This window comes from Ruegeria sp. HKCCD9138 (assembly GCF_057220975.1).
In genome coordinates this window covers 102,579-126,409 of the sequence record NZ_JBWVAZ010000009.1, presented here as the reverse complement: position 1 = coordinate 126,409, position 23,831 = coordinate 102,579, and the positions used below count along the sequence as shown (strand labels likewise).

Annotated in this window: 22 protein-coding genes; 12 read left to right on the top strand and 10 right to left on the bottom strand. The window is 57.8% G+C overall.

What is annotated here, in order from left to right; all coding sequences use genetic code 11:
• The first annotated feature begins 3 nt into the window (after positions 1-3).
• The 3 genes from AC2TEL_RS15700 (at position 4) to AC2TEL_RS15690 (ending at position 1,857) form a co-directional block, all read left to right on the top strand.
• Positions 4-1,158, top strand: coding sequence for an aromatic ring-hydroxylating oxygenase subunit alpha (locus AC2TEL_RS15700; RefSeq protein WP_480905176.1), 1,155 nt, complete (start codon positions 4-6; stop codon positions 1,156-1,158).
• Positions 1,159-1,248: 90 nt separating this feature from the next.
• A complete protein-coding gene (locus AC2TEL_RS15695; protein WP_480841597.1) occupies positions 1,249-1,488 on the top strand; it encodes a hypothetical protein in 240 nt (79 codons plus the stop codon).
• Positions 1,489-1,527: 39 nt separating this feature from the next.
• A complete protein-coding gene (locus AC2TEL_RS15690; RefSeq protein ID WP_480905173.1) occupies positions 1,528-1,857 on the top strand; it encodes a cupin domain-containing protein in 330 nt (109 codons plus the stop codon).
• A 111-nt stretch (positions 1,858-1,968) separates the two neighbouring features.
• On the opposite strand, the gene AC2TEL_RS15685 is transcribed toward AC2TEL_RS15690, so the two are convergent.
• The 9 genes from AC2TEL_RS15685 to AC2TEL_RS15645 form a co-directional block, all read right to left on the bottom strand.
• Complete coding sequence (locus tag AC2TEL_RS15685; protein ID WP_480905170.1) at positions 1,969-3,522, bottom strand: trimethylamine methyltransferase family protein; 1,554 nt, start codon at positions 3,520-3,522, stop codon at positions 1,969-1,971.
• The gene (locus AC2TEL_RS15680; RefSeq protein ID WP_480905168.1) at positions 3,519-5,945 is read right to left on the bottom strand and encodes a GcvT family protein; all 2,427 of its coding nucleotides are present in this window, start codon (positions 5,943-5,945) and stop codon (positions 3,519-3,521) included. The genes AC2TEL_RS15685 and AC2TEL_RS15680 overlap by 4 nt, the downstream gene beginning before the upstream one ends.
• A gap of 312 nt (positions 5,946-6,257) precedes the next feature.
• Entirely contained in the window at positions 6,258-6,425 is a 168-nt protein-coding gene (locus AC2TEL_RS15675; protein WP_480841589.1) for a cupin domain-containing protein, read from the bottom strand.
• A 188-nt stretch (positions 6,426-6,613) separates the two neighbouring features.
• Positions 6,614-7,948: an NAD(P)/FAD-dependent oxidoreductase gene (locus AC2TEL_RS15670; RefSeq protein WP_480905165.1), complete on the bottom strand. Its 1,335-nt coding sequence runs from the start codon at positions 7,946-7,948 to the stop codon at positions 6,614-6,616.
• Entirely contained in the window at positions 7,945-8,601 is a 657-nt protein-coding gene (locus AC2TEL_RS15665) for a TetR/AcrR family transcriptional regulator (RefSeq protein ID WP_480905163.1), read from the bottom strand. Before AC2TEL_RS15665 ends, AC2TEL_RS15670 begins: the two co-directional genes overlap by 4 nt.
• Before the next feature lie 65 nt (positions 8,602-8,666).
• Positions 8,667-9,968 (bottom strand): NAD(P)/FAD-dependent oxidoreductase, encoded by a 1,302-nt coding sequence (locus tag AC2TEL_RS15660; RefSeq protein ID WP_480905160.1) that lies wholly within the window; start codon positions 9,966-9,968, stop codon positions 8,667-8,669.
• A 14-nt stretch (positions 9,969-9,982) separates the two neighbouring features.
• A complete protein-coding gene (locus tag AC2TEL_RS15655; protein WP_480905157.1) occupies positions 9,983-11,377 on the bottom strand; it encodes an aspartate aminotransferase family protein in 1,395 nt (464 codons plus the stop codon).
• Positions 11,378-11,390: 13 nt separating this feature from the next.
• Complete coding sequence (locus AC2TEL_RS15650; protein WP_480841579.1) at positions 11,391-12,767, bottom strand: glutamine synthetase family protein; 1,377 nt, start codon at positions 12,765-12,767, stop codon at positions 11,391-11,393.
• A gap of 110 nt (positions 12,768-12,877) precedes the next feature.
• The gene (locus AC2TEL_RS15645) at positions 12,878-13,531 is read right to left on the bottom strand and encodes a GntR family transcriptional regulator (RefSeq protein WP_480841577.1); all 654 of its coding nucleotides are present in this window, start codon (positions 13,529-13,531) and stop codon (positions 12,878-12,880) included.
• A 145-nt stretch (positions 13,532-13,676) separates the two neighbouring features.
• On the opposite strand from AC2TEL_RS15645, the gene AC2TEL_RS15640 reads away from it, so the two are divergent.
• From AC2TEL_RS15640 to AC2TEL_RS15600, 9 genes are all read left to right on the top strand, one after another.
• Positions 13,677-14,765 carry a polyamine ABC transporter substrate-binding protein gene (locus AC2TEL_RS15640; RefSeq protein WP_480861666.1) on the top strand — a complete coding sequence of 363 codons (1,089 nt, stop codon included), beginning with the start codon at positions 13,677-13,679 and terminating at the stop codon, positions 14,763-14,765.
• Between the two features lie 73 nt (positions 14,766-14,838).
• The gene (locus AC2TEL_RS15635; protein WP_480841573.1) at positions 14,839-15,978 is read left to right on the top strand and encodes an ABC transporter ATP-binding protein; all 1,140 of its coding nucleotides are present in this window, start codon (positions 14,839-14,841) and stop codon (positions 15,976-15,978) included.
• A 12-nt stretch (positions 15,979-15,990) separates the two neighbouring features.
• On the top strand, positions 15,991-16,887 hold the full coding sequence (locus tag AC2TEL_RS15630; RefSeq protein WP_480841571.1) for an ABC transporter permease subunit: 897 nt from the start codon (positions 15,991-15,993) through the stop codon (positions 16,885-16,887).
• Entirely contained in the window at positions 16,884-17,702 is an 819-nt protein-coding gene (locus tag AC2TEL_RS15625) for an ABC transporter permease (RefSeq protein ID WP_480841569.1), read from the top strand. The genes AC2TEL_RS15630 and AC2TEL_RS15625 overlap by 4 nt, the downstream gene beginning before the upstream one ends.
• Positions 17,699-19,039, top strand: a complete 1,341-nt coding sequence (locus AC2TEL_RS15620) for a glutamine synthetase family protein (RefSeq protein ID WP_480841567.1) — start codon at positions 17,699-17,701, stop codon at positions 19,037-19,039. The genes AC2TEL_RS15625 and AC2TEL_RS15620 overlap by 4 nt, the downstream gene beginning before the upstream one ends.
• A gap of 2 nt (positions 19,040-19,041) precedes the next feature.
• Positions 19,042-20,373, top strand: coding sequence for an NAD(P)/FAD-dependent oxidoreductase (locus AC2TEL_RS15615; RefSeq protein ID WP_480905155.1), 1,332 nt, complete (start codon positions 19,042-19,044; stop codon positions 20,371-20,373).
• Positions 20,373-21,104 carry a type 1 glutamine amidotransferase gene (locus AC2TEL_RS15610; RefSeq protein WP_480905152.1) on the top strand — a complete coding sequence of 244 codons (732 nt, stop codon included), beginning with the start codon at positions 20,373-20,375 and terminating at the stop codon, positions 21,102-21,104. Before AC2TEL_RS15615 ends, AC2TEL_RS15610 begins: the two co-directional genes overlap by 1 nt.
• Positions 21,104-21,775 carry a glutathione S-transferase family protein gene (locus AC2TEL_RS15605; protein WP_480905150.1) on the top strand — a complete coding sequence of 224 codons (672 nt, stop codon included), beginning with the start codon at positions 21,104-21,106 and terminating at the stop codon, positions 21,773-21,775. The genes AC2TEL_RS15610 and AC2TEL_RS15605 overlap by 1 nt, the downstream gene beginning before the upstream one ends.
• On the top strand, positions 21,772-22,512 hold the full coding sequence (locus tag AC2TEL_RS15600) for a DUF1194 domain-containing protein (protein WP_480905147.1): 741 nt from the start codon (positions 21,772-21,774) through the stop codon (positions 22,510-22,512). Before AC2TEL_RS15605 ends, AC2TEL_RS15600 begins: the two co-directional genes overlap by 4 nt.
• Here AC2TEL_RS15600 and AC2TEL_RS15595 read toward each other — a convergent pair.
• A complete protein-coding gene (locus AC2TEL_RS15595) occupies positions 22,506-23,819 on the bottom strand; it encodes an NAD(P)/FAD-dependent oxidoreductase (protein ID WP_480905144.1) in 1,314 nt (437 codons plus the stop codon). The two genes, AC2TEL_RS15600 and AC2TEL_RS15595, sit on opposite strands and share 7 nt — an antisense overlap.
• Positions 23,820-23,831: the final 12 nt, after the last annotated feature.

Sequence of the window (23,831 nt, the reverse complement as noted above, 5' to 3'; positions counted from 1 at the left end):
TTGATGAACAAGCATAGCCCGCTTTCGTCCGTCCTGACCGATGTCAACACCGCGAACGGTCTGCCGAACGAACACTATGTTGATCCGGCAGTCTTCGCCGAAGAAAAGCAGTCGGTCCTGTATGCAAACTGGTCCGGGATCGGCTTTGGCAAGGATGTCCCCGAGACCGGCGATGCCAAACCCGTAGATTTCCTGGGCATGCCCCTGCTGATCGTCCGCGACCGCGACGGTTCGATCGGTGTGTTCCAGAACACTTGCCGTCACCGCGGGATGATCCTGGTCGACAAGCCGCAGAAAATCCGCGGTGCTATCCGGTGCCCCTACCACAGCTGGTGCTACGGGCTGAACGGCGAACTGCGCACCACGCCCCATGTCGGCGGCCCCGGTCAGAACACCCATGAAGACGTCAAGCTGGACGAACTGGGCCTGATCCGTATCCGCTCATATGTCTGGCGCGATGTGATCTTTGTGAATGTGGACGCCAATGCCCCGGCGTTCGAGGAGGTTCATGGCGCGCTGATGGCGCGGTGGAAAGAATTCGAACAGCCGATCTTTCACGGTGGCGAGACGTCGAGCTTTAAGCTGGAGGTCAAAACCAACTGGAAGCTGGCGGTCGAAAACTACTGCGAAAGCTATCACCTGCCCTGGGTTCACCCCGGCCTGAACAGCTATTCTCGCCTGGAAGATCACTACAACATCGAAAAGCGCGATCACTATTCCGGTCAGGGTACATTGGTCTATCGCCAACTGACCGATCAGGACGGCGCAACGCTGCCAGATTTCGAAGGCCTGAGCGACAAATGGGATGAAGGCGCGGAATATGTCGCGTTGTATCCCAACGTACTGTTGGGTGTTCAGCGCGATCACAGCTTTGCCATCGTGCTGGAACCTGTCGATCAGGAGAACACGATCGAACATATCGAGCTGTACTACGCGAAAAGCGAACGCGAAACGCCCGAGCATGACGGGCTGCGCGCCTCGAACGCCCAGCTTTGGAAAACCGTGTTCGAGGAAGACGTGTTCGTGGTCGAAGGCATGCAGAAAGGCCGCCATGGCGCGCTGTTCGACGGCGGCCGGTTCTCGCCAGCGATGGACGGCCCTACCCACAACTTCCACCACTGGGTCGCAAGCCAGATCGGAAAGGGCAGAACTGCGTAATCGATTTCGTCAGGACGGGCTGGCCAGAAGCATTCTGGCCAGTGGCGTTTCTGTGACAACCCGCATTTCGATTTCTGCGAAAGGCTAGTCATGGACCATGAGGCTCTGGACCGCAATCTGCTGGCCGCCCATGAAAAATACGATCATGCGGCGCTGGTTCACCTGTATACGGTTGCTGCCGATGAACGGGAACTTGCGCAGGACGTTGACGCGGCCTGCTTTTACCTGACGCATGCTTTTGTCTATGCGCTGGAATCCGGTGCACCGGAAGCGGACGACCTGAACCGGCGGCTTGCCGAGCGCGGCCGCGCGCATCGATTGGAGTTTTGAGCATTGACCGCAAAACTGATCCGAGGCGCTGACATTGAAATGACGTATCGTGGTGGATCGCCCGGTATCGGACGGGTTGGTCGCGCGATTTCTTCGGACCTGAGTTCAACAATGGCGGCAGGATTTGCTGAGTTTGACGAATGCGCGATCGCATGGACCGTCCACTATGACGAAATCGTCTACGTTATCGAAGGAGAGTTTCGTCTGACGACGGACGATGGAACGATTGATGCGTGCGCCGGTGACATCGTCTGGATTCCAAAGGGCACGAAGCTGACCTATGGCGGTAAACGCGCCCGGATTTTCTATGCGGTGCAACCGGGCAACTGGCGTGAAACCGTGGAGACACAGCATCGCCAGAACGGTTGATGGCAGTGGGTACGATGGAAATCAGCCAAGAAAGCAGAGGCTGATCTGTGTCAAACGCCGTTCCGAAAAACCGATTTGCGTGGCGCTGCGGCTCCATTTTGACCCGGTCGTTTAATTCATGTGGCGCCGCGCCAGGTGAATCTTGTAGCGGGCCCGAATCCGATCATCTGCCGCGCTGCTGACATGGGACGGATAGTGCGAGCCCAGCAGCGATTTGGCCCGCTCTCGTGCCCTTTCCTGCATGTCCGCCTTACCGGCCTCTGACCAGGCGTCGGGGCTGTCGCGGTCGCTGAGGGGCGGGTAGAAATAGTCGCGCTGCATCGCTGCCAGTGTCTGATCGCCGCCCAGGAAATGTCCTGCGCCGCGGATAGTTTGTTCAATTGCATCCAGATCCAGGGTATTGCTGTTGACCTCGACCCCGCGAATGATGCGGTGGACAGACCCCAATATGTCGTTGTCGATCACGAAACCTTCGAAAGACACGCCAAGAAGGCTGCCAAACATGCCGGCGGATTCGTAGATCAGATTTCCTCCGGCCAGCCCAGCCGCCAATACAGTGAGTCCCTTTTCGTACCCGGCCTGCGCGTCCGGAAGTTTGGAATCCGTCATCGAAGCCGCCACGCCGGAAACAAGGCCTAGGGCATTCGTCAATTGGGCCGACGCGGCATTCAGAACAGCCATCTCGGCACTGCCGCCGGAAAACGCACCGGTACGCAAATCCACCACGAAGGGCCAGTTCGAGAAGATCACCGGATGCCCCGGCTTCAACAGATCGATCAAAACCAGTGCGGCCAGTGTTTCCGCAAGCGACTGGGCCAGCATACCGGCAAGCGGAGCCGGAGCTGTTGCTCCGGATTGCGCTGCGATGATGGTGTTCACCGGCATATTATGGCGCAGCGCTGCGATGGCCACGTCCACGGCATCTTCGCCATAGCGCATGGGCGAGATGATCGGTGAAATATGTGCCTTGCAAAACGGCCGGCGGGCAAATGCACCCGGTTCGCCGAGGATCATGTCGAACATCTCGACACATGCATCCACATGGCTTCCAAAGCTGAAGCTGTTCCCGATCGGCTTTGAGGTGCCGCTGGCGATGGCGTAGGCCGTATTGATGTCCAGGTCAAAGATATCGGTCACATCCGTGGCGACGCAGCAACGCGTAAACCAGCAGATATTGTCCAACTGGTCGGCCAAGCGCGCGAAATCATACAGGTCTCGCAGGGTCGATGGCCGATAATTGCCGCTGTTCAGATCCAGCGTCTGCACCGCCGCGCCTCCGGTGCCAAAGCGAACATCCTGTTGTTTTACCTCGAAGTCATGGCGCGGGTCCTGTCCGTACAGAGTGACCGATTTTGGTGTCGCCGCAATGATGTCCTCGACGAAATCCCGCGAGTAGAGCACACGCCCCTCGTCATCGATCCGGCATCCACGCGCTTTGGCGAGCCGTTTGACCGGACCGGGAACGTCGCCAATGCCGACCGTGGCCAACAAAGCGAACGCTGCATCGGTGATTTGTCGGCATTGGCTATCCGTCAGCGGGCGGTACTGGCCGCCGGGCAAGCCGGACGGTGCCGCATTCGGCACCTCGTCGCCCGGATTCAGACGCGAGGCGATCCGTGCCGCGCGCCCGCCCGAGCGACTTCTGCGCGCCTCCTTACTCGTCATGACAGCCCCCTCGGAATCCTGTTATCTGGGTCATAAAGACACGGAACGCACACAACAGCCTGAGCAGGTTTGCCGATTAGCAAAACCTCCAGTTCCGAGTCTTTGCCGGCATGTTCGGGCTCGACATAGGCCATGGCAAGGTTCTTTCCTACGCGATGCCCCCATCCGGCAGAGGTTATCGAGCCCACGGGGCGGCCTTGAACAAAGACCCCTTCGCCGGGCTGTGCCGGCGCGTCCGCGCTGCTGAGTTCAAGTAGAACCCGCTCTTTCCTGTTTCCGGCATCCATTTGCGCCCCCAGCCCGGTCTTTCCCGGAAAGTCCTTTTTCATATCCACAAAACGACCCAAACCAGCTTCGACCGGGTTGAACTCGGTGATGAAGTCGCCTTTCCAGTGACCATATCCCTTTTCCAACCGCATCGAGTCTATCGCGTACATGCCAAAGTGGGAAAGGTTCAATTCCGCACCCGCACGTGTCAGAATCTCGTAGGCCGCGTAAAGCTGATTGTTGGGTATATGCAGCTCGAAAGCCTGCTCGCCGGAATAGCTGATGGCGATTGCCAGCGCTTCAATGTGGCCGATGAATATGTTCTGCGCCGTCAGCCACGGGAAATCCTGCTGGCCGAAGCGGCTGCGCGGAGACACCGACGCCAATAGCTGGCGGGTCTTCGGCCCGGCAATGACCAGCATGGTATGCGTGTTGGTTCGGCTTTCAATGCGAATGTCTGAACCTTCGGGCAGATTCTCGGTGAGCCAATCCAGGTCGTGATATTCTGCCGTGGCGGCAGAACCATAAAAGATATCGCCGTTTTGCAACGGGACGATGGTGGCCTCACCCGCGATGTTTCCTTTCGGCGTCAGAAAATAACAAAGACTGGCTTTTCCGGTCCTGCCTGATACGGGCGAACATGTCAGGCTGCTCAGCCATTCAAGAGCGCCATTGCCACTGATCCGGTAATGATTGAAGCCGGAAAGCTCGGCCAACCCAACACCGTTTCGCAGCATCTCAATTTCCGATGCCACAACATCGTGCCAGTTCTGAAAGCCATAGCCGTGGCTTTCCTTGAAATCAGCTTCCGGCTTGTAGAAATTCGTGCGTTCCCAACCGTTGACTACGCCAAATTCCGCCCCTTGCGCCTTCAGTACCGGATAGAGCGGAGAAGTCTTTGCGGGGCGTCCGGCCGGGCGATGTTCATGCGGCAGATGCCATCGGAACTCGTTCTGGTAATCCTCAATGGATTTCAGCGCGGTGTACTCTGTATTGGCAAAGCTTGTGATCCGGCGCGGGTCCAGTTGCCAACTGTCCCATTCAGTTTCGCCATGAACCATCATCTGCGCGATCATTTTGCCATAGCCGCCCCCTTCGCCGATGCCGACCCGCAATCCATTCATCGACCAGCAGTTTCGCAACCCCGGTTGTTTGCCAACCAGGGGTCCTGCGTCCGAGGCATAGGATATCGGCCCGTTCACCACCGATTTGATGCCGACTTCCTTTAGACATGGCAGGCGGTCAAAGATCGGTTCCATTTTGGGCAAGAGCCGATCCAGATCATCCGGGCAAAGCGCGTTGACGAAGTCCGGGTCGATCCCATCCATGCCGAACGTCTTGCAATCGTGCTCGTAGATGCCGACCAACAGCCCTTTTTTCTCCTGACGCATGTAGAAGGTATCGCGCGGGCACCGCACCATCGGAACCCGGTCCGGGCGGTCGACAAGGTCCGGAATATCCTCGGTCACGAAGTACATGTGCTCCATGGCGATGACCGGGTATTCAATGCCCATCAGTGCGCCGACCTCATTCACCCGATACCCAGCCGCGATCACGATGTGTTCGGCGGTGATAGACCCCTTGTCCGTTGTCACGCACCATTCACCGGTCGGAAGCTGCCGCAACCCCGTCACCGGAGTGTTGCGGTAAATGCTGGCCCCGGCCTTGCGTGATCGGGCCGCCAACGCCTGACACAGTTGTGCTGGGTCGATGTCGCCGTCCTTTTCGTCCCACATCGCCGCAAGCACGCCGTCTACGTTCAAAAGCGGATTGCGGCGCTGTGCTTCGGCTGCGTCGAGCAAATCGAACTCTAGTCCCAGCCCCTTGGCCACGGAAATGATGTGGTGCACCTCGTCCAGATGCGTTTGGTTCGTCAAAAGGCGCATGCCACCTGTGGCATAGTGGTAGTTGATCGGATAGGCGGGATCATCGGCCAGTTCCTTGTAGAGCTTGATCGTGTAGTCACGCAGCAAGAGCAGCAACTGGTTGAACGCCACACTTGGACACTGCGCCGCCGAATGCCAGGTGGTGCCAGAGGTCAGTTCGTTGCGTTCCAGCAGGACGGCATCCGTCCAACCTTCCTGCGTCAAATGGTACAGCGCCGACAATCCCCCGACACCGCCACCGACGATGACAACCCGTGCGTGGCTTTGCATCCCAACCTCCCTGGGCTTTGTAAACGGCACGACTATTGGCTCAATTCTATTTTTTGAGAATCTGAAAAATTGAAATTCTAAAATCGAAAAAACTGAATTGAGAGACGTGGTGGATACCAGCCTCAATGCCCTTCGCTACTTCATGGCTGCTGTGACATGCGGCAGCATCACCGATACGACACCGAGTCGACCCATTCGCCGTTGATATTGAACTTGTCGGTTTTCGCATAGGACATCAGTCTTCTCCACTGAAAGGAACCAACGGGGCGCGATCCACCCAATGCGTTGGAATTACTTGCTTTTGTAAGTGATCTAGGCTTTGCAGGCGTGGTCCTTGATCTCCCAAACACCAAGGCTCATGGCCAAAAAATAGACCATGTCGCCGGCGTCGATCTCGGTTACATTGCCCTGTTCGTCCGTATACGTGCACGAGCCTGGAGTGAAATAGCACATCTCGGCATCCTTGATTTTCGGCGCCATTTGCCGGGAGTGCAGGACCAGACGCCAACCTCGGATCCGTCGTCGTTTTCCGCCAGGGTCAGTCCACCCAGCAACGACGGTTCGCTGTCGATGGGTTCCGGCACGGGGCCCCAGTCTTCCAGTTGATTGTCGGGGATATCAGGCAGGTTTTGCAGGTTCAGAACGCCCATAGCGCTCCTTTGGCAAGGTCAGAGGTTGTCTTTCAGGTTGTACCAGGTGAAGGCCAGCGGCAGAGAAGCGCGCCGCCATGGTCCCAGCTCGAACCGGCGCATCGACCGCTTCATCAGATCAGGATGTGGCAGGCGTGTTCGACCAAGCGCCATATCGGCAATCAAGGCGCCCGCATACGGCGCCATGGTCACACCGCCACCGTGATATCCCAGCGCCGCCCACGCGTTGCCCAGCCCCGGAACCGCACCGGCGAAGGGCACCAGATTGCGGGTCATACAGATCAGGCCCGACCAGAAATGCGCCGTTTCCACATGCCGCCATTCCGGGAACATCCGTTCGAAATCCGCACGTGCATTGGCCTCGGTTGCCTTGATGTTGGTCTCGGTCACACGCACCGAGCCGCGCAGGCCCAGCAGCATCCGTTTGTCCGGCAGCAGCCGGAAGTAGTGCAGCAACGTGCGCGAGTCGCAGACCATCTGCTTGCTCCACCACCCCTGCGCCTGGATTTCATCATCGCTCATCGGACGGGTGACCAGAATGTTGGACTGCACCGGCAGGTAACGGCCTGCAAACGCGCGGGGCAGATCGTCCGAGGAATAGCCGTTTGTTGCAATCAGCAGCTTTTTCGCGCGCACGATCCCTTTGGGCGTATGCAACACGTGGCCGTTGTCCTGGGCAATTCGGGTGACGGCGGAATGCGCGAACATACGCACCCCGGCGGCCTCGGCCTGCCGGGTCAAACCCAGCACAAATTTCATCGGGTTCAGCGCGAAACCTATGGGCAGATGTACCGCACCGTAGAAATCGGGGCTGTTCAGGCCATGATCGACCATCTCTTCCTTGGGCACGAATTCGTAGGGCAGCCCGTATCGGCTCGTGTATTCCTGCCCGTATTCCCTCAACCCTTCGACCGCATCCGCGCGATGGGCCACATAGGTATAGCCTTTGGAGTGGCGGTCCACATCCAGTTCGAAACGATCCAGATATTCCTCGACAAGATCAACCGAAGCGCGTTCCGCATCGAAAAACACCCGCGCGTCCGCTGCGCCATATTTCCTGACGATGTCGTCATCTTCCAGCTTGGCACTACCGACGGATACCAGCCCGCCATTGCGCCCGGACGCGCCCCAACCTGGCCCCTGTGCATCCAGCAGCACTACATCAGCCCCGGCCTCGGCCAGTGTCAGGGCGGCAGACAATCCGGTATAACCGCCACCGATGATGGCAAATTCACATTCGGTCTCGCCGGTCTGGGCCGGATAGTCCGGCGGGGGCGTATCAACAGTGCTGTCCCAATACCGGTCGCGGATCGGGCGGTCGCCATAGGCCAGCGGTTCGTAGAGTCTTTTCATCGGACATCACCCGCGTCTGATTCGGGCACGGGCACCGCCCCATCCGAAGCGTAAGGTTTCAGAAGCTGACAGATCGCCGACAACACGCGATCAGGTGGCGGGGTTGTCGTACCTACGTGCACCATCGACAGATATCCCCACAGAATCGACGACACGCCACAGTAGATTGTCTCGATCTGTTCGGCCGGCCTGCCCGCGCAAACCTCGCCGACCAATCGTCGCAATGTCTGCGTGTGGGTCAGGTCGTCCGGCCCCATGATTTCCCCATAAATCTCAGTGCCCTCGCGCAATCCCCAGAAGGCAAACCAGACTGCGATGGCACGGGGGTTTTCGGAAGCGTGCTGCAACTCCATTTCGGCCATCCGCAACAGCCGTTCCAGCGGGTCGCCCCGCTCATCCTTGCACAGCGCCTGCCATTCCTCCTCGTAAGGTTCGCAAAGCTGTCTGAGGACTGCGGCAAACAGGTTCTTCTTGGACTTGAAATGTACGATGACAAGTGACTGGGACACGCCGCAACGCTCGGCCACACGCCCGACTGTTGTGCCGCCAAGACCGAATTCCGCGATGCAATCAATGGCGGCGTCCAGAATACGAGAGCGTGTTTCCTCGCCTCGTTTGATCCGCCCATCTGGTTTCGTAACTGCCGCACACATTTTATAACTAACCGTCCATTTAGTTTTCTACCAAAACCCGGCGCGGAAGGCACCGGGCACCCTTGTCAGAGTTTGTCGCGCAGGCTGAACCACAACATAGCCAGAATCAGCAAAGGAGTTCGAAGCATTGGTCCGCCCGGGAAGGTCTTGGTCGGAACTTTCGCCATGATGTCAAAGCGTTCCGCCTGACCGGCGATCGTTTCCGCAGCAATCTGACCCGACAGAGTGGCCAGCGCCACCCCCGCGCCTGAAAAGCCGGAAAGCGTCAGGATATTGCCTGACATCCGCTCGTAATGCGGCATTCGGTTCATAGTGATGCCCAGAGTTCCCCCCCAGGCGTGCTCGATCTCGATGTCCTTGAGCTGTGGGAAAATCTCCGCCATCGGCTTGCGCACGGCCGACGCAATATCTGCCGGAAACTTGTAGCCATAGCTTTCCGTACCGCCAAACAGAAGGCGATGGTCGTCCGAGAACCGGAAATAGTTGATCACGAATTTGCTGTCCGCAACCGCATAGTTGTTGCGAATGATCTCTTCCTGTGCCGCCGCGCTCATCGGTGCGGTCGAGACAATGAAGTTGTTGATAGGCATCACCCGCTGCGCCACATGCTTGTGCATCGTACCCAAATAGCCGTTACAGCCCAGTACAACATAACGTGCCTTGACGCTGGCGTTACCGGTCTTGACGATAGCGGGATCGCCTTCGATGATCCCGGTGACTTTCGACTGTTCAAAAATCCGGACACCGGAAATTACCGCCAGACGCGCCAGACCGAGCACCAGTTCGAACGGGTTTACATGCCCGGCCCCCATATCCAACGTACCGCCATAATAGGCCGGCGAGTTGACCAGATGCCTGCACTCGTCCTTGTCCAAAAGACGAACCTTGTCATATCCGTACTTCTTGGACATGTGTTCGACATAGTGAACATTGTGCTTGTGATACCGTTCCTTGTGAACAGTGTGAATCACGCCGTCGTGAAACTCGGTCCGGACTTCCGGCTTCTGCGTGAGCGTGCGCACCAGTTCGACGGCCTGCGCGCCGATGTCCCACAACTGGCGCGCATGCTCGTCACCGACCATGTCCTCAAGGTCTTCCTGATCGACCCGCTGGCCCATGCTGACCTGACCGCCATTCCGACCCGATGCGCCAAAGCCGACTCGCTGCGCGTCCAGCACGATCACGTCATAACCGCGCTGCGCCAGGTGATAAGCGGCTGAAAGCCCGGTGAAGCCAGCCCCAACAACGCACACGTCGCATTCCAGCGAACCTTGCGCTTTTGGAAACGGGTCCAGGGTTTCGGCAATATTTGCATAGTACGAGTCCGGGTATTCGCCCGGGCGGTCGTTGGCAGTCAGCAGGTCCATATTTTACTCTTTTGTCAGGCTGCTTCGAACATGCCTTCAGAGCGGATCTGCTCCAGGCATTCATCAAGCGATTTTCGGGCGCGTTCGATCAGGATATCGATTTCGGCCGGCGTTATGGTCAGCGGCGGCGAAATGATCATCCGGTCTCCGACATGGCGCATGATTACATTGTTGGCAAAGCAGTGCTCGCGGCAAATGTAGCCGACGGTACCCGCATCCGAAGCAAACGTCGCGCGCGCCGCCTTGTCCGGTGTCAGCGCGATCGAGGCCATCATGCCGACGATCTTCGCTTCGCCCACAAGCGGATGATCCGCCAGCGCTTCCCATTTTTCCTTGAGATACGGCGCGGCCACGTTTTGAACGTGATCGATGATACCGTCCTCTTCGAGAATACGCAGGTTTTCCAGCGCCACGGCACAAGCAACCGGATGGCCCGAGTAGGTGTAACCGTGATTGAACTCGGTCCCGTCCAGAACCTTCGCCACTTCATCTGAAACGATCGACGCACCGATCGGCGCGTAACCCGAACTGAGGCCCTTGGCCACGGTCATGATGTCTGGCTGAATGCCCAGGGTCTGCGATCCAAACCAGTTGCCGGTCCGGCCAAAGCCGCAGATCACCTCATCCGCAATCAGCAGAATGTCGTATTTCTTGCAGATCCGCTGAATTTCCGGCCAGTAGGTCGCGGGCGGAACGATCACGCCGCCGGCACCCTGAATCGGCTCGCCGATGAAGGCCGCAACCCTGTCGGGGCCCACTTCCTTGATCTTCTCCTCAAGCTGAAGCGCACGTTCCAGCCCGAATTCTTCAGGACTCGTATCGCCGCCTTCGGCCCACCAGTGCGGCTGATCAATGAACTCGATACCCGGAATCGGCAGCGAACCCTGCCCGTGCATGCCCTTCATTCCACCCAGCGAAGTGCCGCCGATGGTCGAACCGTGATAGGCGTTCCAGCGCGAGATGATAACGTCGCGTTCGGGTTGCCCTTTTTCGGCCCAGTAAGTGCGCACAAGACGGATGTTCGTGTCGTTGGCGTCCGAGCCGCCATTGGCAAAAAACACGTGGTTCAGATCACCGGGCGCCAGTTCGGCAAGCTTTTTGGCCAGCATCAACGCCGGCACATGCGTAGTCTGGAAGAAGGTGTTGTAATACGGCAGCTCTTTCATCTGCCGGGCAGCGACCTCGGCCAGTTCATCCCGGCCGTACCCGATGTTGACACACCAAAGACCCGCCATTCCGTCAAGAATTTCAGTGCCTTCACTATCCCTCAGCCAAACGCCTTTCGCGCTGGTGATGACCCGAGCACCTTTTTCATTCAGCTCGTCACCCTTGGTGAAGGGATGCAGGTGGTGGGCGGCGTCCATTGCCTGCAATTCGGCTGTGGGCAGGTGGTTTGCAAGTGTTGTCATAATCGCCTCTCTTTCAGACGTTCAAAAGAAGGTGCTGGCGTTCCCAGGGTGAGATTTCGCGCTGGTATTCCTCGTTTTCCGCGCGCTTGATGTCGGCGAAAAGGCGGCAGAACTCCTCGCCCAGAACCGAACGAATCTCGGTTGCCTCGTCGAACTGGTCGAGCGCCTCGCGCAAGCTTGCGGGCAACGGTTCTTCTGCTTCCCAGACCTCTTCCCTGGCTTCCGCACGCGGTTCGACCTTGTTCATCATCCCCAGATATCCGCAGGCCAGCGACGCCGCGATGGCGATGTAGGGGTTGCAGTCCATGCCGATAACCCTGTTTTCCAGCCGGCGCGCGGCCGGGCCGGAATGGGGCACGCGCAACCCGGTGGTGCGATTGTCGCCGGCCCATTCCAGGTTCGCGGGCGCGCTTTGGCCCTCGACCGTGATCCGGCGGTAGGAATTGACGTAGGGCGCCAGCAACGGAACGATCTGCATCATGTATTTCTGCGAACCACCGATGAACCAGCGGAACAGATCCGCTGCCGAGCCATCCTCGTTCGAAAAGATATTCTTGCCGGTCTCAATCTCGACGATGCTTTGATGAACATGCATGGCACTGCCGGGCTCATCACGGATGGGCTTGGCCATGAACGTAGCAAATACCCCGTTCTTCAGCGCCGCCTCACGGATCGTGCGCTTGAAATAGAACACTTGGTCCGCCAGATGCACAGGGTCGCCATGCATCAGGTTGATCTCGATCTGACCGGCGCCGCCTTCCTGAATGACGGTATCGATCTCCAGCCCCTGCACCTCGGCATAGTCGTAGATGGTGTCGATGACCGGTCCATATTCATCGACCGCAGCCATCGAATAGACCTGACGGCTGGCGCCTTTTCGTCCGGTGCGTCCCAGCGGCGGTTCGATCGGCTCGTTAGGGTCCAGGTTCGGTTTGGTCAGGTAAAACTCCAGCTCGGGGGCAACGACCGGCTTCCAGCCCTTGTCACGATAGGCGCGCACCACGCGTTGCAGAACTGTGCGTGGCGCAATCGCCAACGGGCTTCCATCGCGGTTGAACATGTCGCAGATCACCTGGACAGACAGATCATCAGCCCAGGGGACGGCACAGGCGGTGTTCATGTCCGGCCTCAGAACTATGTCCTTCTCAAGCCATTGGCCTTCGATTTCCATATCGACGTACTCGCCGGAAATCGTCTGATAAAACAGCGATATAGGCAGCGCCAACTCTGCATCGGGGTCGAACTTCGTTGAAGGCATTGCCTTGCCGCGCGATGTTCCAGCCAAATCGGGAACGATGCATTCGACCTCGTCCACGCGGCGCCCCTGCGCGTATGCCACGAACTCTTCCGACAAGTTCTCCAGCCAGTTCATGCCGATCGCCTTTTCCATAAATTCCTCCGGGCCGCCACATTGGGCGTGTCATTTGCTCAGCGGATTTTGATCAAATTTTGTCACATAGTCAATCGCCGCTCCGAAGATAATACTTTTGATGCAGTATTTCACTTTGTCACAAGAGTCTGATGGACAAATTCCATACCCTGGCGAATGTCCTCCTCAAATGCCGAACGAACTTTTTCCACGTCGCCCTCACGCAATGCATTGGTCGCTTCACGGTGCTGGTCTTTCAGATTGGCGGTCCCGAATCGGCCACAAACCACACGCAGGGACGGCCCCATCTGCAACCAAAGGGACTCGGCGATCCGTTGCAAGATTTCAGCGTTTGCAAAGGAGTATAACGTGAAGTGGAACTGATAGTTTGCCTCGAGGTAGCTACGTATATCGCCCACTTCGATAGCCGTATTCACTTTGGCATCGATTCGCTCAAGCTCTTCAACATCTTCAAGATTGACCTGCCTGGCCCCCATCGCGGCAAGATCTGGCTCAATCGCTTTTCGAACCATATCAATTTGGCTTAAACGATGCCCGGTCATCGCAGGCACTTCCACGCGGCGGTTTTCGAGCGTCACCAACGCACCCTCAGCAGTCAGGCGTCGAATCGCCTCTCTCACCGGAGTGACGCCGGACCCGATTGATTCTGCCAGTCCGTGTATGGTGAGAGGTTGACCAGGTACGAATTCCCCGAACAGAATCTTTTCTTTTACTCGAACATAGATAGTTTCGTGCTCTGGCCGCTTGCCAACTAACCGGTTCATTTTTCTCCTTTCCTCAGGTCGCATTTGACGCAGCCGGAACCTAACGGATTGTCAAAAGTTTATCAAATTTCCGCGTGGGGATTGCAAAGAATCATTTTTTGATCAAAAGTGCCGGTGAGGCAAATCAGACCTGAGGGAGGAATGAATGCTCAACAAGAAATCAACCACTGTCCTTGCGGCCCTGTTGATGACGGCTCAAGCCGCATGGTCCGAGGAAGTTCGCGTCTATAACTGGTCGGACTACATTGACGAAGAATTGCTGGCAAAATTCGAAGAAGAAACCGGCATTGATCTCATCTACGACGTTTTTGACAGCAACGAGGTTCTGGAGACCAAGCTGCTCGCCGGCCAGTCGGGCTACGATGTCGTCGTACCTTCGGCGACATTCCTGCAGCGTCAAATCGCTGCCGGAGTGTTCCAGCCCTTGGACAAGTCGAAGCTGCCGAATTCCGAGCATTTGTGGGACGTCATTCAGGACCGCACCGCAGGATATGACCCAGAGAACGCTTATTCCGTGAACTATATGTGGGGCACGACAGGTATTGGAGCCAATTTGCCCAAGGTCAAGGAAGTGCTTGGCGAAGACGCACCGGTGGATTCGCTAGAGTTGGTTTTCAACCCCGAATACATGGAAAAGCTGACCGAGTGCGGGGTTTACATTCTGGACGCTCCCGGCGAGGTAATCCCCGCCGCGCTGAAATTCATTGGTGAGAACCCAGATGCCCAGGATGTCGAGACCATTCAGAAAGCCGAACCTGTACTAAGCGCGGTGCGCCCGTTCGTGAAAAAATTCCATAGCTCAGAATACATTTCTGCACTGGCCAACGGCGACATCTGCGTCGCCTTCGGCTGGTCCGGTGACATTCTGCAGGCCCGCGACCGTGCCGCCGAAGCCGACAACGGGGTTGAAATCGTCTATAACCCAGTCAAGGAAGGCTCGTTGATGTGGTTCGATCAGATGGCAATTCCTGCCGATGCTCCGAACCCGGAAGCGGCCCATGCTTTTATTAACTTCATCATCAACCCCGAGAACATCGCCGCTGCATCTAACTATGTCTACTTCGCCAACGGGGTTAAGACGGAAAACCAAGAGCTGAACGAAGATGTGATCGGCGACACCGCAATTTACCCTGACGAAGCCACATTGAACAACCTGTACACAACCAACCCGTGGCCTCCCAAAACGCAGCGTGCTGCAACCCGGCTGTGGACTAAGGTTAAATCTGGTACTTAATCTCAGCTTACGCTCAAATTGGACCGCCCGGCCCGAATACGGGCCGGGCGGCTTCCGTAAGGAGGGACTAAACATGAACCAACCGGCAAGTGTATCTGACTTCGCACCCTGGACGAATCCGGAAGAAACGCCGCTGATTTCGTTTAAATCGGTGACCAAGAAGTTCGGCTCATTCACCGCGATCAACAACATTGACCTGGACATTTACAGCAAGGAGTTTTTTGCGCTGCTGGGCCCCTCGGGCTGCGGCAAGACGACTCTGATGCGGATGCTCGGCGGCTTTGAAACTCCAACCGAAGGCGTAATTACGATCGACGGCCAGGACATGGTCAACGTCCCTCCGAACAAGCGCGCCGTGAACATGATGTTTCAAAGCTACGCGCTGTTTCCACACCTGTCTGTCTGGGACAACATCGCGTTCGGGTTAAAACGCGACAAGATGGCCAAGGACAAGGTCGCCGCCCGCGTCGAGGAGATGCTGAGCCTCGTTCAGCTCGACAAGTTCGCGCAGCGCAAACCGCACCAGATTTCCGGCGGACAAAGGCAACGGGTCGCGCTGGCCCGGTCGCTGGCCAAGGCACCCAAACTGCTGCTGCTGGACGAACCGCTTGGCGCGCTGGACAAAAAGCTGCGTCAGGACACGCAGTTCGAACTGATGGACATTCAGGAAAAGACCGGCACCACCTTTGTGATCGTGACTCACGACCAGGAAGAGGCGATGACCGTCGCCAGCCGTATTGCGGTTATGGATCATGGCGAGCTGATCCAGGTCGAAACCCCGGACCGTATTTACGAGAATCCGAACTCGGTTTACGTGGCAGACTTCATCGGCGATGTGAACCTGATCGAGGGCAACACAAAACCCCGCGGCGACGGCAAGACAGAGCTGTACTGGTCCGAAGGCCAGGCGCCCCTGGTCGCGGAATGCCCACATGCACCAAACGTCGAAGCGCGCTGCACATTTGCAATACGCCCCGAGAAGGTATCAATCAGCAAAGAGCGCCCGTCCGACCGGACCAATGTCGTACAGGGCACGATTCACGACATCGCCTATCTGGGTAATATCTCGACCTACAAGGTCGAATTGCCCAACGGTGTCATGGTCAAGGCACAAACTGCCAACAATCGCCGTGTCGCCCGACGGGATCTGACCTGGGACGACAAGGTGTGGCTGTCCTGGACCGAGACCGCCGGCATCGTGCTGGACCGGTAACGGGAGACAGTCATGAACTATAGGCGTTTCTTTCTCATAGCCGTGCCATACATGTGGCTGCTGATCCTGTTCCTGATCCCGTTCGGGATCGTTCTCAAGATCTCGCTGTCCGACACGGCCCTTGCGATCCCACCCTACACTCCAACATTGGATCTGGCGGGCGGCTGGAGCTCGATAAAAGAGTTCTTCTCGCAGCTCGATCTGGAAAACTACGTCTTTCTGACGACCGACGACCTGTACTGGAAAAGCTACCTGTCCAGTCTTCGGATCGCGATTTTGTCGACGTTCCTGTGCCTGTTGGTCGGATTTCCCATTGCTTACGGAATGGCAAATGCCCCAGACGAATGGCGCCCGACCCTGATGATGCTGGTAATCCTGCCGTTCTGGACCAGCTTTCTGATCCGTGTCTATTCATGGATGGGAATTCTCAGCCAGGAAGGTCTGCTGAATCAGTTTCTCATGTGGCTGGGGATCATCGGTGAACCGCTGACAATCCTCAACACCAACTGGGCCGTCTATATCGGTATCGTCTACACCTATTGCCCATTCATGATCCTGCCGATTTATTCGACGCTGGAGAAGTTGGACGGATCGCTGCTAGAGGCCGGTGAAGACCTTGGGTGCTCGCGCATATCGGCATTTTGGCTGATCACTGTTCCGCTGTCTAAATCCGGTATCATCGCGGGATGCTTCCTCGTATTCATTCCCGCGTTGGGTGAATTCGTCATACCGTCGCTGCTGGGCGGGTCCGGAACGCTCATGATCGGCAAGGTCCTGTTCGAAGAGTTCTTCTCGAACCGCGACTGGCCTGTTGCAAGTGCGGTGGCGATCGTTCTGCTGATGATCCTGATCATCCCCATCGTTCTTTATCAACGCAATGAACAGAAGATGATGGAGGCCGAGAGATGAGGCGTTTAACCTGGTTCAACGCAACCTCGCTCACGCTTGGGTTCGCGTTTCTCTATCTGCCGATGATCATCCTGATCATCTACAGCTTCAACGAATCCCGGCTTGTGACGGTTTGGGGCGGTTTCTCGACCAAATGGTATGGCGAACTGGTCAAGAACGAGGCGTTTCTTGATGCTGCGGTCGTGACTCTGAAGGTTGCGTTCGCCTCGTCCATCGCAGCAACGGTTCTGGGAACGATGGCTGCTTACGTTCTGGTGCGCGGAGGCCGGTTTTTCGGCCGCACACTGTTTTCCGGAATGATCTACGCGCCACTCGTGATGCCCGAAGTAATCACGGGCCTGTCCTTGTTGTTGCTGTTCATCTCGATCGGTTTGGACCGCGGCATCCTGACCATCGTTCTGGCGCACACGACGTTTTCGATGTGTTACGTTTCGGTGGTGGTCAGCTCACGTCTGGTCAGCTTTGACCGCTCGGTCGAAGAGGCCGCTCTGGACCTGGGCTGCACGCCGTTCGATGCGTTCAAGTCGGTAACGCTTCCGATCATCGCGCCAGCCGTGATTTCGGGTTGGCTGTTGGCATTGACCTTGTCGCTTGACGATCTGGTCATCGCATCCTTCGTGGCAGGCCCGTCGTCCACCACCCTGCCGATCAAGATCTTCAGCTCGGTCCGATTGGGCGTCAGCCCCGAGATCAATGCGCTGTCAACAATTCTGATCGGACTGGTCACTATCGGCACAATCAGCGCTTCGCTGTTAAGCAAAAGCGCCGTCAAAAAACGTCAGAGAGAAGAACAGATGGCGGAGCAAATGGCATGAGTTTTGCCAGAGAATACGACGACTATTGCCGGCTCCACGGCATTCCGGACAGGATCGAGTTGCTGCTTTGCGATATCAATGCGGTCCTGCGCGGCAAGTGGCTGCCCGGCGATGGTGTCGAAAAACTGGAAAAGGGGGCAGTTCGTCTGCCCCTGTCCACCTACGCGCCCGCCATCATGGGAAACGAGGTCGAAAACACCGGTCTTGGCATCGAAGTGGGCGACCCCGACGGTATTCTGATGCCGATCGAAGGAACTCTGCACCCTGTCCCATGGCTACCGGGCAACGTGGCGCAGGTTCTGGTCGAAATGACCGACATGCAGGGTGTTATCAGTCCGCAATCCCCACGCGAGATGCTGCGCGCAGTGTGGAACAGGTTCAGCGAAAAGGGCTGGCGGCCGGTCGTTGCGACCGAGCTGGAATTCTACATCGTCCGGGCACGGGGCGAGCGCAGCGAGGCCCCCCAGCCTCCCGCCTTCAGTCCGGACGCCCAGAATTACGACATGGAGCTTCTCGCGCGGCGCGAAGTCATCCTGAACGACATCCTGTCCGCGAGTGCCGCGCAAGGTTTGGCGACCGATACTCTGATCGCCGAATATGGCCCCGGGCAATTCGAGATCAACTTTCACCACACCGACGACGTGCTGGCAGCGGCCGAAACCGCGCTCATGTTCCGTCGTCTGGTCCGCGGGGTTGTCGCCAGCCACGGGTACGAGGCCACGTTCATGGCCAAACCCTATCTGGATCGCCCCGGCAGCGGCATGCATGTGCACGCCTCGGTGATCGACAAGGACGGTAACAACGTTTTCGCCCCCGCGGACGGGGAGGAAATTGCACAGACCCTTCAAAACGCGGTGTCGGGCGTTCTGGACACCATGCGCGATCTGCAGGCGATCTTCGCACCTCATGGCAACTCTTATCGGCGCTTCAGGCCGAACAGTTTTGCCCCCGCGACACCGGATTGGGGGCTGGACAACCGCGCGGCCTCGGTACGTTTGCCCGAGACCAAGGGCCCGGCGGCACGGCTGGAACACCGGATCAGCGGTGCCGACACCAACCCGTATCTGGCTCTGGCCGCCATACTTGGCGGAATGATGCACGGGCTGGAAAACGCACCGGCCTTACAACTGCCACTGGACGACCCCGCCTGTCAGCCGGCCAAACCGTTGGATCACGATTGGCACTCGGCCGTGGATCGTTTCGCTTCTGCGCCGATCGCCGAGGAGATCTTCGGTGACTACCGGAGCCTTTATGCAATCGTGAAACGGGACGAGATCTCCGCGATCCTGGATCCGATTACTCCGGCAGAGTACAAATATTATCTCAGTAGGATCTGACCATGCGATTGTTCGAAGACATGGCCTATGGCCCGACCCCGATCGCAGACAGTTTCTGGTCAACAACACTCGAATGCCCGGACTATCCGGCACTGGCCGGCGCGGCAAGCTGCGACACCGCCGTCATCGGCGCAGGCTTCACCGGGCTAAATGCGGCGCTGGAACTGGTGCGCGGCGGTCAGGACGTCGTAGTATTGGAAGCCCAGCAACCGGGCTGGGGTGCCTCAGGCCGCAATGGCGGATTCTGCTGCATCGGCGGCTCCAAAACGGGGCTAAGTGATTTGTCTCGGCATGTGGGACGAGAAAACGCACTTGAATACCTGCGAGCGGAACGCGACGCCGTGGGGTTCGTGCGTGACAGGCTGGACGCACATGGAATCGACGCGGATACCCATTCCCACGGCGAAACTCAACTGGCGCATTCACAACGCTCCGCCGATGAAATGCGAGAAGAGATCGCCGAGTATCGCGAGATCTATGGTGCCGAGCCCGAGTTTCTGCCGCAGGAGGCATTAGCCGAAAACGGCCTGAACAGTGCGGAATTTTTTGGCGCGTTGACCACGCCCATTGGCTTTGCCCTGAACCCGTTGAAATATGCCGCCGGATTGGCGCGCGTGACTGCAAACGAAGGCGTTCGCATCTTCGGCAACAGCGCCGTGACCGAGATGACGCGTGCAGACGATGGTCGCCATCTGCTGAAGACACCGCAGGGCGAACTTCGCGCAAAGAACATCGTGGTGGCAACAAACGGTTATAGTTCAGAAAACCTGCCGTCATGGCTGCGCGGGCGGTATCTGCCTGTACAATCGGGAATCATCACCACCCGACCGATGACCGAGGATGAGCTCAATGCACAGGGATGGACCAGCCGTCAGATGTGTTTCGACAGCCGCCACCTTGTACATTACTTTCGACTGCTTCCGGACAACAGAATGCTTTTCGGCCTGCGCGCGGCGTCTCGAACCACAGCGCAAAGCGAGGCCGAAACCAAAGCGCGCGCGCGCGCCGATTTCGACCGGATATTCCCGGCATGGCAACACGTCGAAACCGCCCACTACTGGTCTGGCCTTTTGAGTCTGGCCAGAAATCGGACACCCTATGCCGGACCGATCCCCGGCCTTGACCGGGCATGGGCGGCGCTTTGCTATCACGGCAACGGCGTCGCGTTGGGCAGTTATGCCGGCGCGATGATCGCGGCCCAGATTTTGAATAAGGGGGTAAATACCCCGCATGTTATGGCCCTACCCATGCGCAAGTTTGAGCTTGGGCGCTGGCGGCGCGCACTACTGCCGCTTGTCTACGCGTGGTACGGGTTTCAGGACTGGAGAGCATGATGAGCAACCAGAAAATCCGTGTGGGCATCCTTGAGACAGGTCGCCCGCCCGAGGAACTCGCCGCTGCCTACGGAGATTACCCGGGCATGGTGCGCCAATGGCTGAAAGGGCTCGACGCCGAGTTTTCGACCTTTCCAGTCCTGGACGAAGTATTCCCGAGCGGACCCGAAGACGCCGATCTGTGGGTGATTACAGGATCGAAATTCGGCGCCTACGAAGATCATGCCTGGATTCCGCCGCTCGAACAGTTCATTCGCGACGCACGCGATGACGGCAGGTTGATGTTCGGAATCTGCTTTGGGCATCAAATCATCGCGCAAGCCCTGGGCGGCGTCGTGCGAAAATCCGAAAAGGGTTGGGGACTTGGCGTGCACGAGTACCCCACAACCGACGACTGGCCTTCGAACCTGGGTGAAGCGCCCGAAAAAATCGCAATTCAGGCCTATCATCAGGATCAGGTCGAAGAAAAACCCGAAGGCGCAGTGACGATTGCTTCGACCGATTTCTGCGAACAGGGCGCGTTGTGGTATCCCGGCTTTGCCATCACGGTCCAAGGGCACCCTGAGTTCGGCAAGCCTTATGCAAGCGCCCTGTTGGAGAACCGCCGCGGCAGCGTACTGCGGGACGAAGACGTGGATCAGGGCCAACGCAACATGGCGATCGAGGACAATCGCTCGGTTCTGGCCGATCTGGTACGGGATTATCTGTTGAAACAGAAGGCGCCTGCGTAATGGTTCAGGTACCGAACAAGGGGCGACTTGCGCTCTATGGAACCGAAGACTCGGTCTATGTGTGGATCGCCCGGCTGGCACTTCACGAGCGCGCTCTGCCCTATGATTTTATAGAAATGGATCCGTTCGACCCGCCATTGCCCGAAAGCTATCTGGCAATGCACCCGTTCGGCCGGATTCCGACGCTGGTTCACGATGATTTTGTCCTGTACGAAGCGCAGGCGATCACGCGCTACCTTGACCAGACATTTGATGGTAATTCATTGATACCCAAAGACAATCGGGCGGCGGCGCGAATGACGCAAGTCATGTCTTTGATGGACGACTACGCGGTCGGGCCGATCATCGCCAAGGTCGTGACAGAACGACTGTTCTCGCCGCTGGAAGGAGAGCAACCGGACGAAGCCGCGATTGCCGACGGTTTGCGGGGGGCAGAGCGCGCGCTTGGGGCGTTGCAGGCGATTGTGAACGAGGGCCTGATCCTGAACCAAAAATCAGTGACGCTCGCCGATTTGTATCTGGGCCCGTTCCTTGGGTATTTCGTGATGACGCTGGAAGGCGCTGAAATGCTGAAGCGGTTCCCGCCCTTGGCACAGTGGTTCGACTGGTTTTCGGCCCGCCCGACAATGGAGGCAACGAATCCGGGACCACCCTCGGCGGAGGACGAATGATACGCGCTCTGACAAAGGCGGTGGCCGCGCTGCTGCTGTCGTTTTTTGTCAGCGGTGCGCAGGCGCAAGTGCCTGTCGACATCGAGCTGGTCATTGCCATCGACACGTCGGTCAGCGTTTCCGATCAGGAATTTGCCCTGCAACTTCTGGGCGTGGCCGACGCACTGCGCGGCCCGCATGTGCAGGCGGCCATCGCTGCCATGCCAGACGGCCTTGCGATAACCGTCATGGAGTGGAGCTATGGCCATCTCAATCGCCCCGTTCTGCCCTGGTTTCACCTGCGCACTGCCGCCGATGCGCTCTATGTCGCGGACCAGGTCGAACGGATCGAGCGGAAAGGTGGCGGCCGCGCCACGGCTATTGGCGAAGCCATCCAGCGCGCAACCGAATTGCTGAACGAAAACGCATATACTGGGCTACTTCGCAAAATCGACATATCGGGAGACGCCCGAAACAATTCCGGTGTGCACCCCTTGCTGCCGCGGCAATACGCGATTGATCAGGGCATCACCATCAATGGTCTCGCGATCCTGAGCAGCGACAGGGAACTTGGCGCCTATTACGCGACATTCGTCGCGGGCGGCGCAGGTTCGTTCGTCATGGCCATCACTGAAACGGACAGCGTGCGGCATGCAATGCGCCGAAAGCTGGAGCGCGAATTGCAGCTGCAACTGTCATGGCAGGAACCGACACAGAGGATTGTCGAAGTCCGGTTCGATCCGACCGCCACTCAGTGAAGCTTGAGCTGCGGCTGTACCCTTTTCATGGCCTGGCTCAACAGGCTCCGAAGCGCGGCGCGCCAGCTTCCCTGAACAGCCGATTCATGAGCGTAATGCAGATAGCGGTAGGCGCGGCGGGCCATCCACCCTTCTATTGTCATCGTTCCAAGCGCCTTGCCCATCAGTGAGCCCACAGCCGAATAGTTGCTGATCGCAACCAGCGAGCCACGATCGACATACTGGAAATCCTCCAATGGCTTTCCCTGAATCAGGCGGCGCAATTGCTCCTCCATGAACTCAGCCTGCTGTGCGGCCACCTGAGCACGCGGCGGCAAGGAGGTTCCCTTCTCAGGCCACAGGCATTCAGCACAATCACCTATGGCGAAAACGGAATCGTGGTTCACGGTTTGTAATGTCGGTCGGGTGCGAATCCGACCCAACGACCCGATCTCGAACGCACGCAGGTCGTCGAGAATTGCAGGCGCCTTGATCCCAGCCGCCCAGATCATCAGCTCGGCCGGGACAAAACCGCCACCCTTCAGCCTGACCCCATCCGCCACTGCTTCTTCGACCATGGAGGACAGTCGCAGGTCTATGTCGATGCCGCCGAGTTTCCTGGCGACCTTTTCCGACACTGTTTCGGGCAGGGCCGCAACCAGACGATCCGCCGCCTCGATCAGCGTGATGTTGACTGACGATGGATCGCGCAGTTTGTCAATTCCATTTCGGGCAAACTGCTCCGTGGCTTCTCGGAGTTCGGCCGCAAGTTCGACCCCGGTCGCACCGCCGCCGATGATACAGATGTTCAGTTTGGATACGGCATCACCCAACGCCCCGGTCTCCAGTCGCAGGCACAGGTTCAGCAGCTCGGCCTGCATCTTTTTGGCCTGTTTCGGCGTGTCGAGAAACATGCAATTCTCAGCCACACCCTTGCAGCCGAAATCATTGGACCGGCTGCCGATAGCCATTACCAGATAGTCGAAATGCAGCGTTCGTTGCGGTGCCAGCAGTTTCTGCGCACTGTCCCGAACCGGATCCAAAAGAACGGTTTTTGCCTCCAGATTCAGGGCGCTCAGTCGCCCCAGCCGGAAATTGTACCCATTGCGGTTGGAGTGTTCGAGGAAACTGATTTCATCCTCGTTACCTTTGGTGCCCGCGGCAAACTCGTGCAGCGATGGTTTCCACATGTGCGTCAGGTTTTCGTCCACCAGAGTCACTTCAGCCTGGCCACGACGCGCCAATGACCGGCTGAGGCGGGTTGCAAGGTTCAACCCGCCTGCGCCGCCCCCGATGATCACGATATGCGGTTTGGTTTCCGTTCGCATCGTACCTCCAGC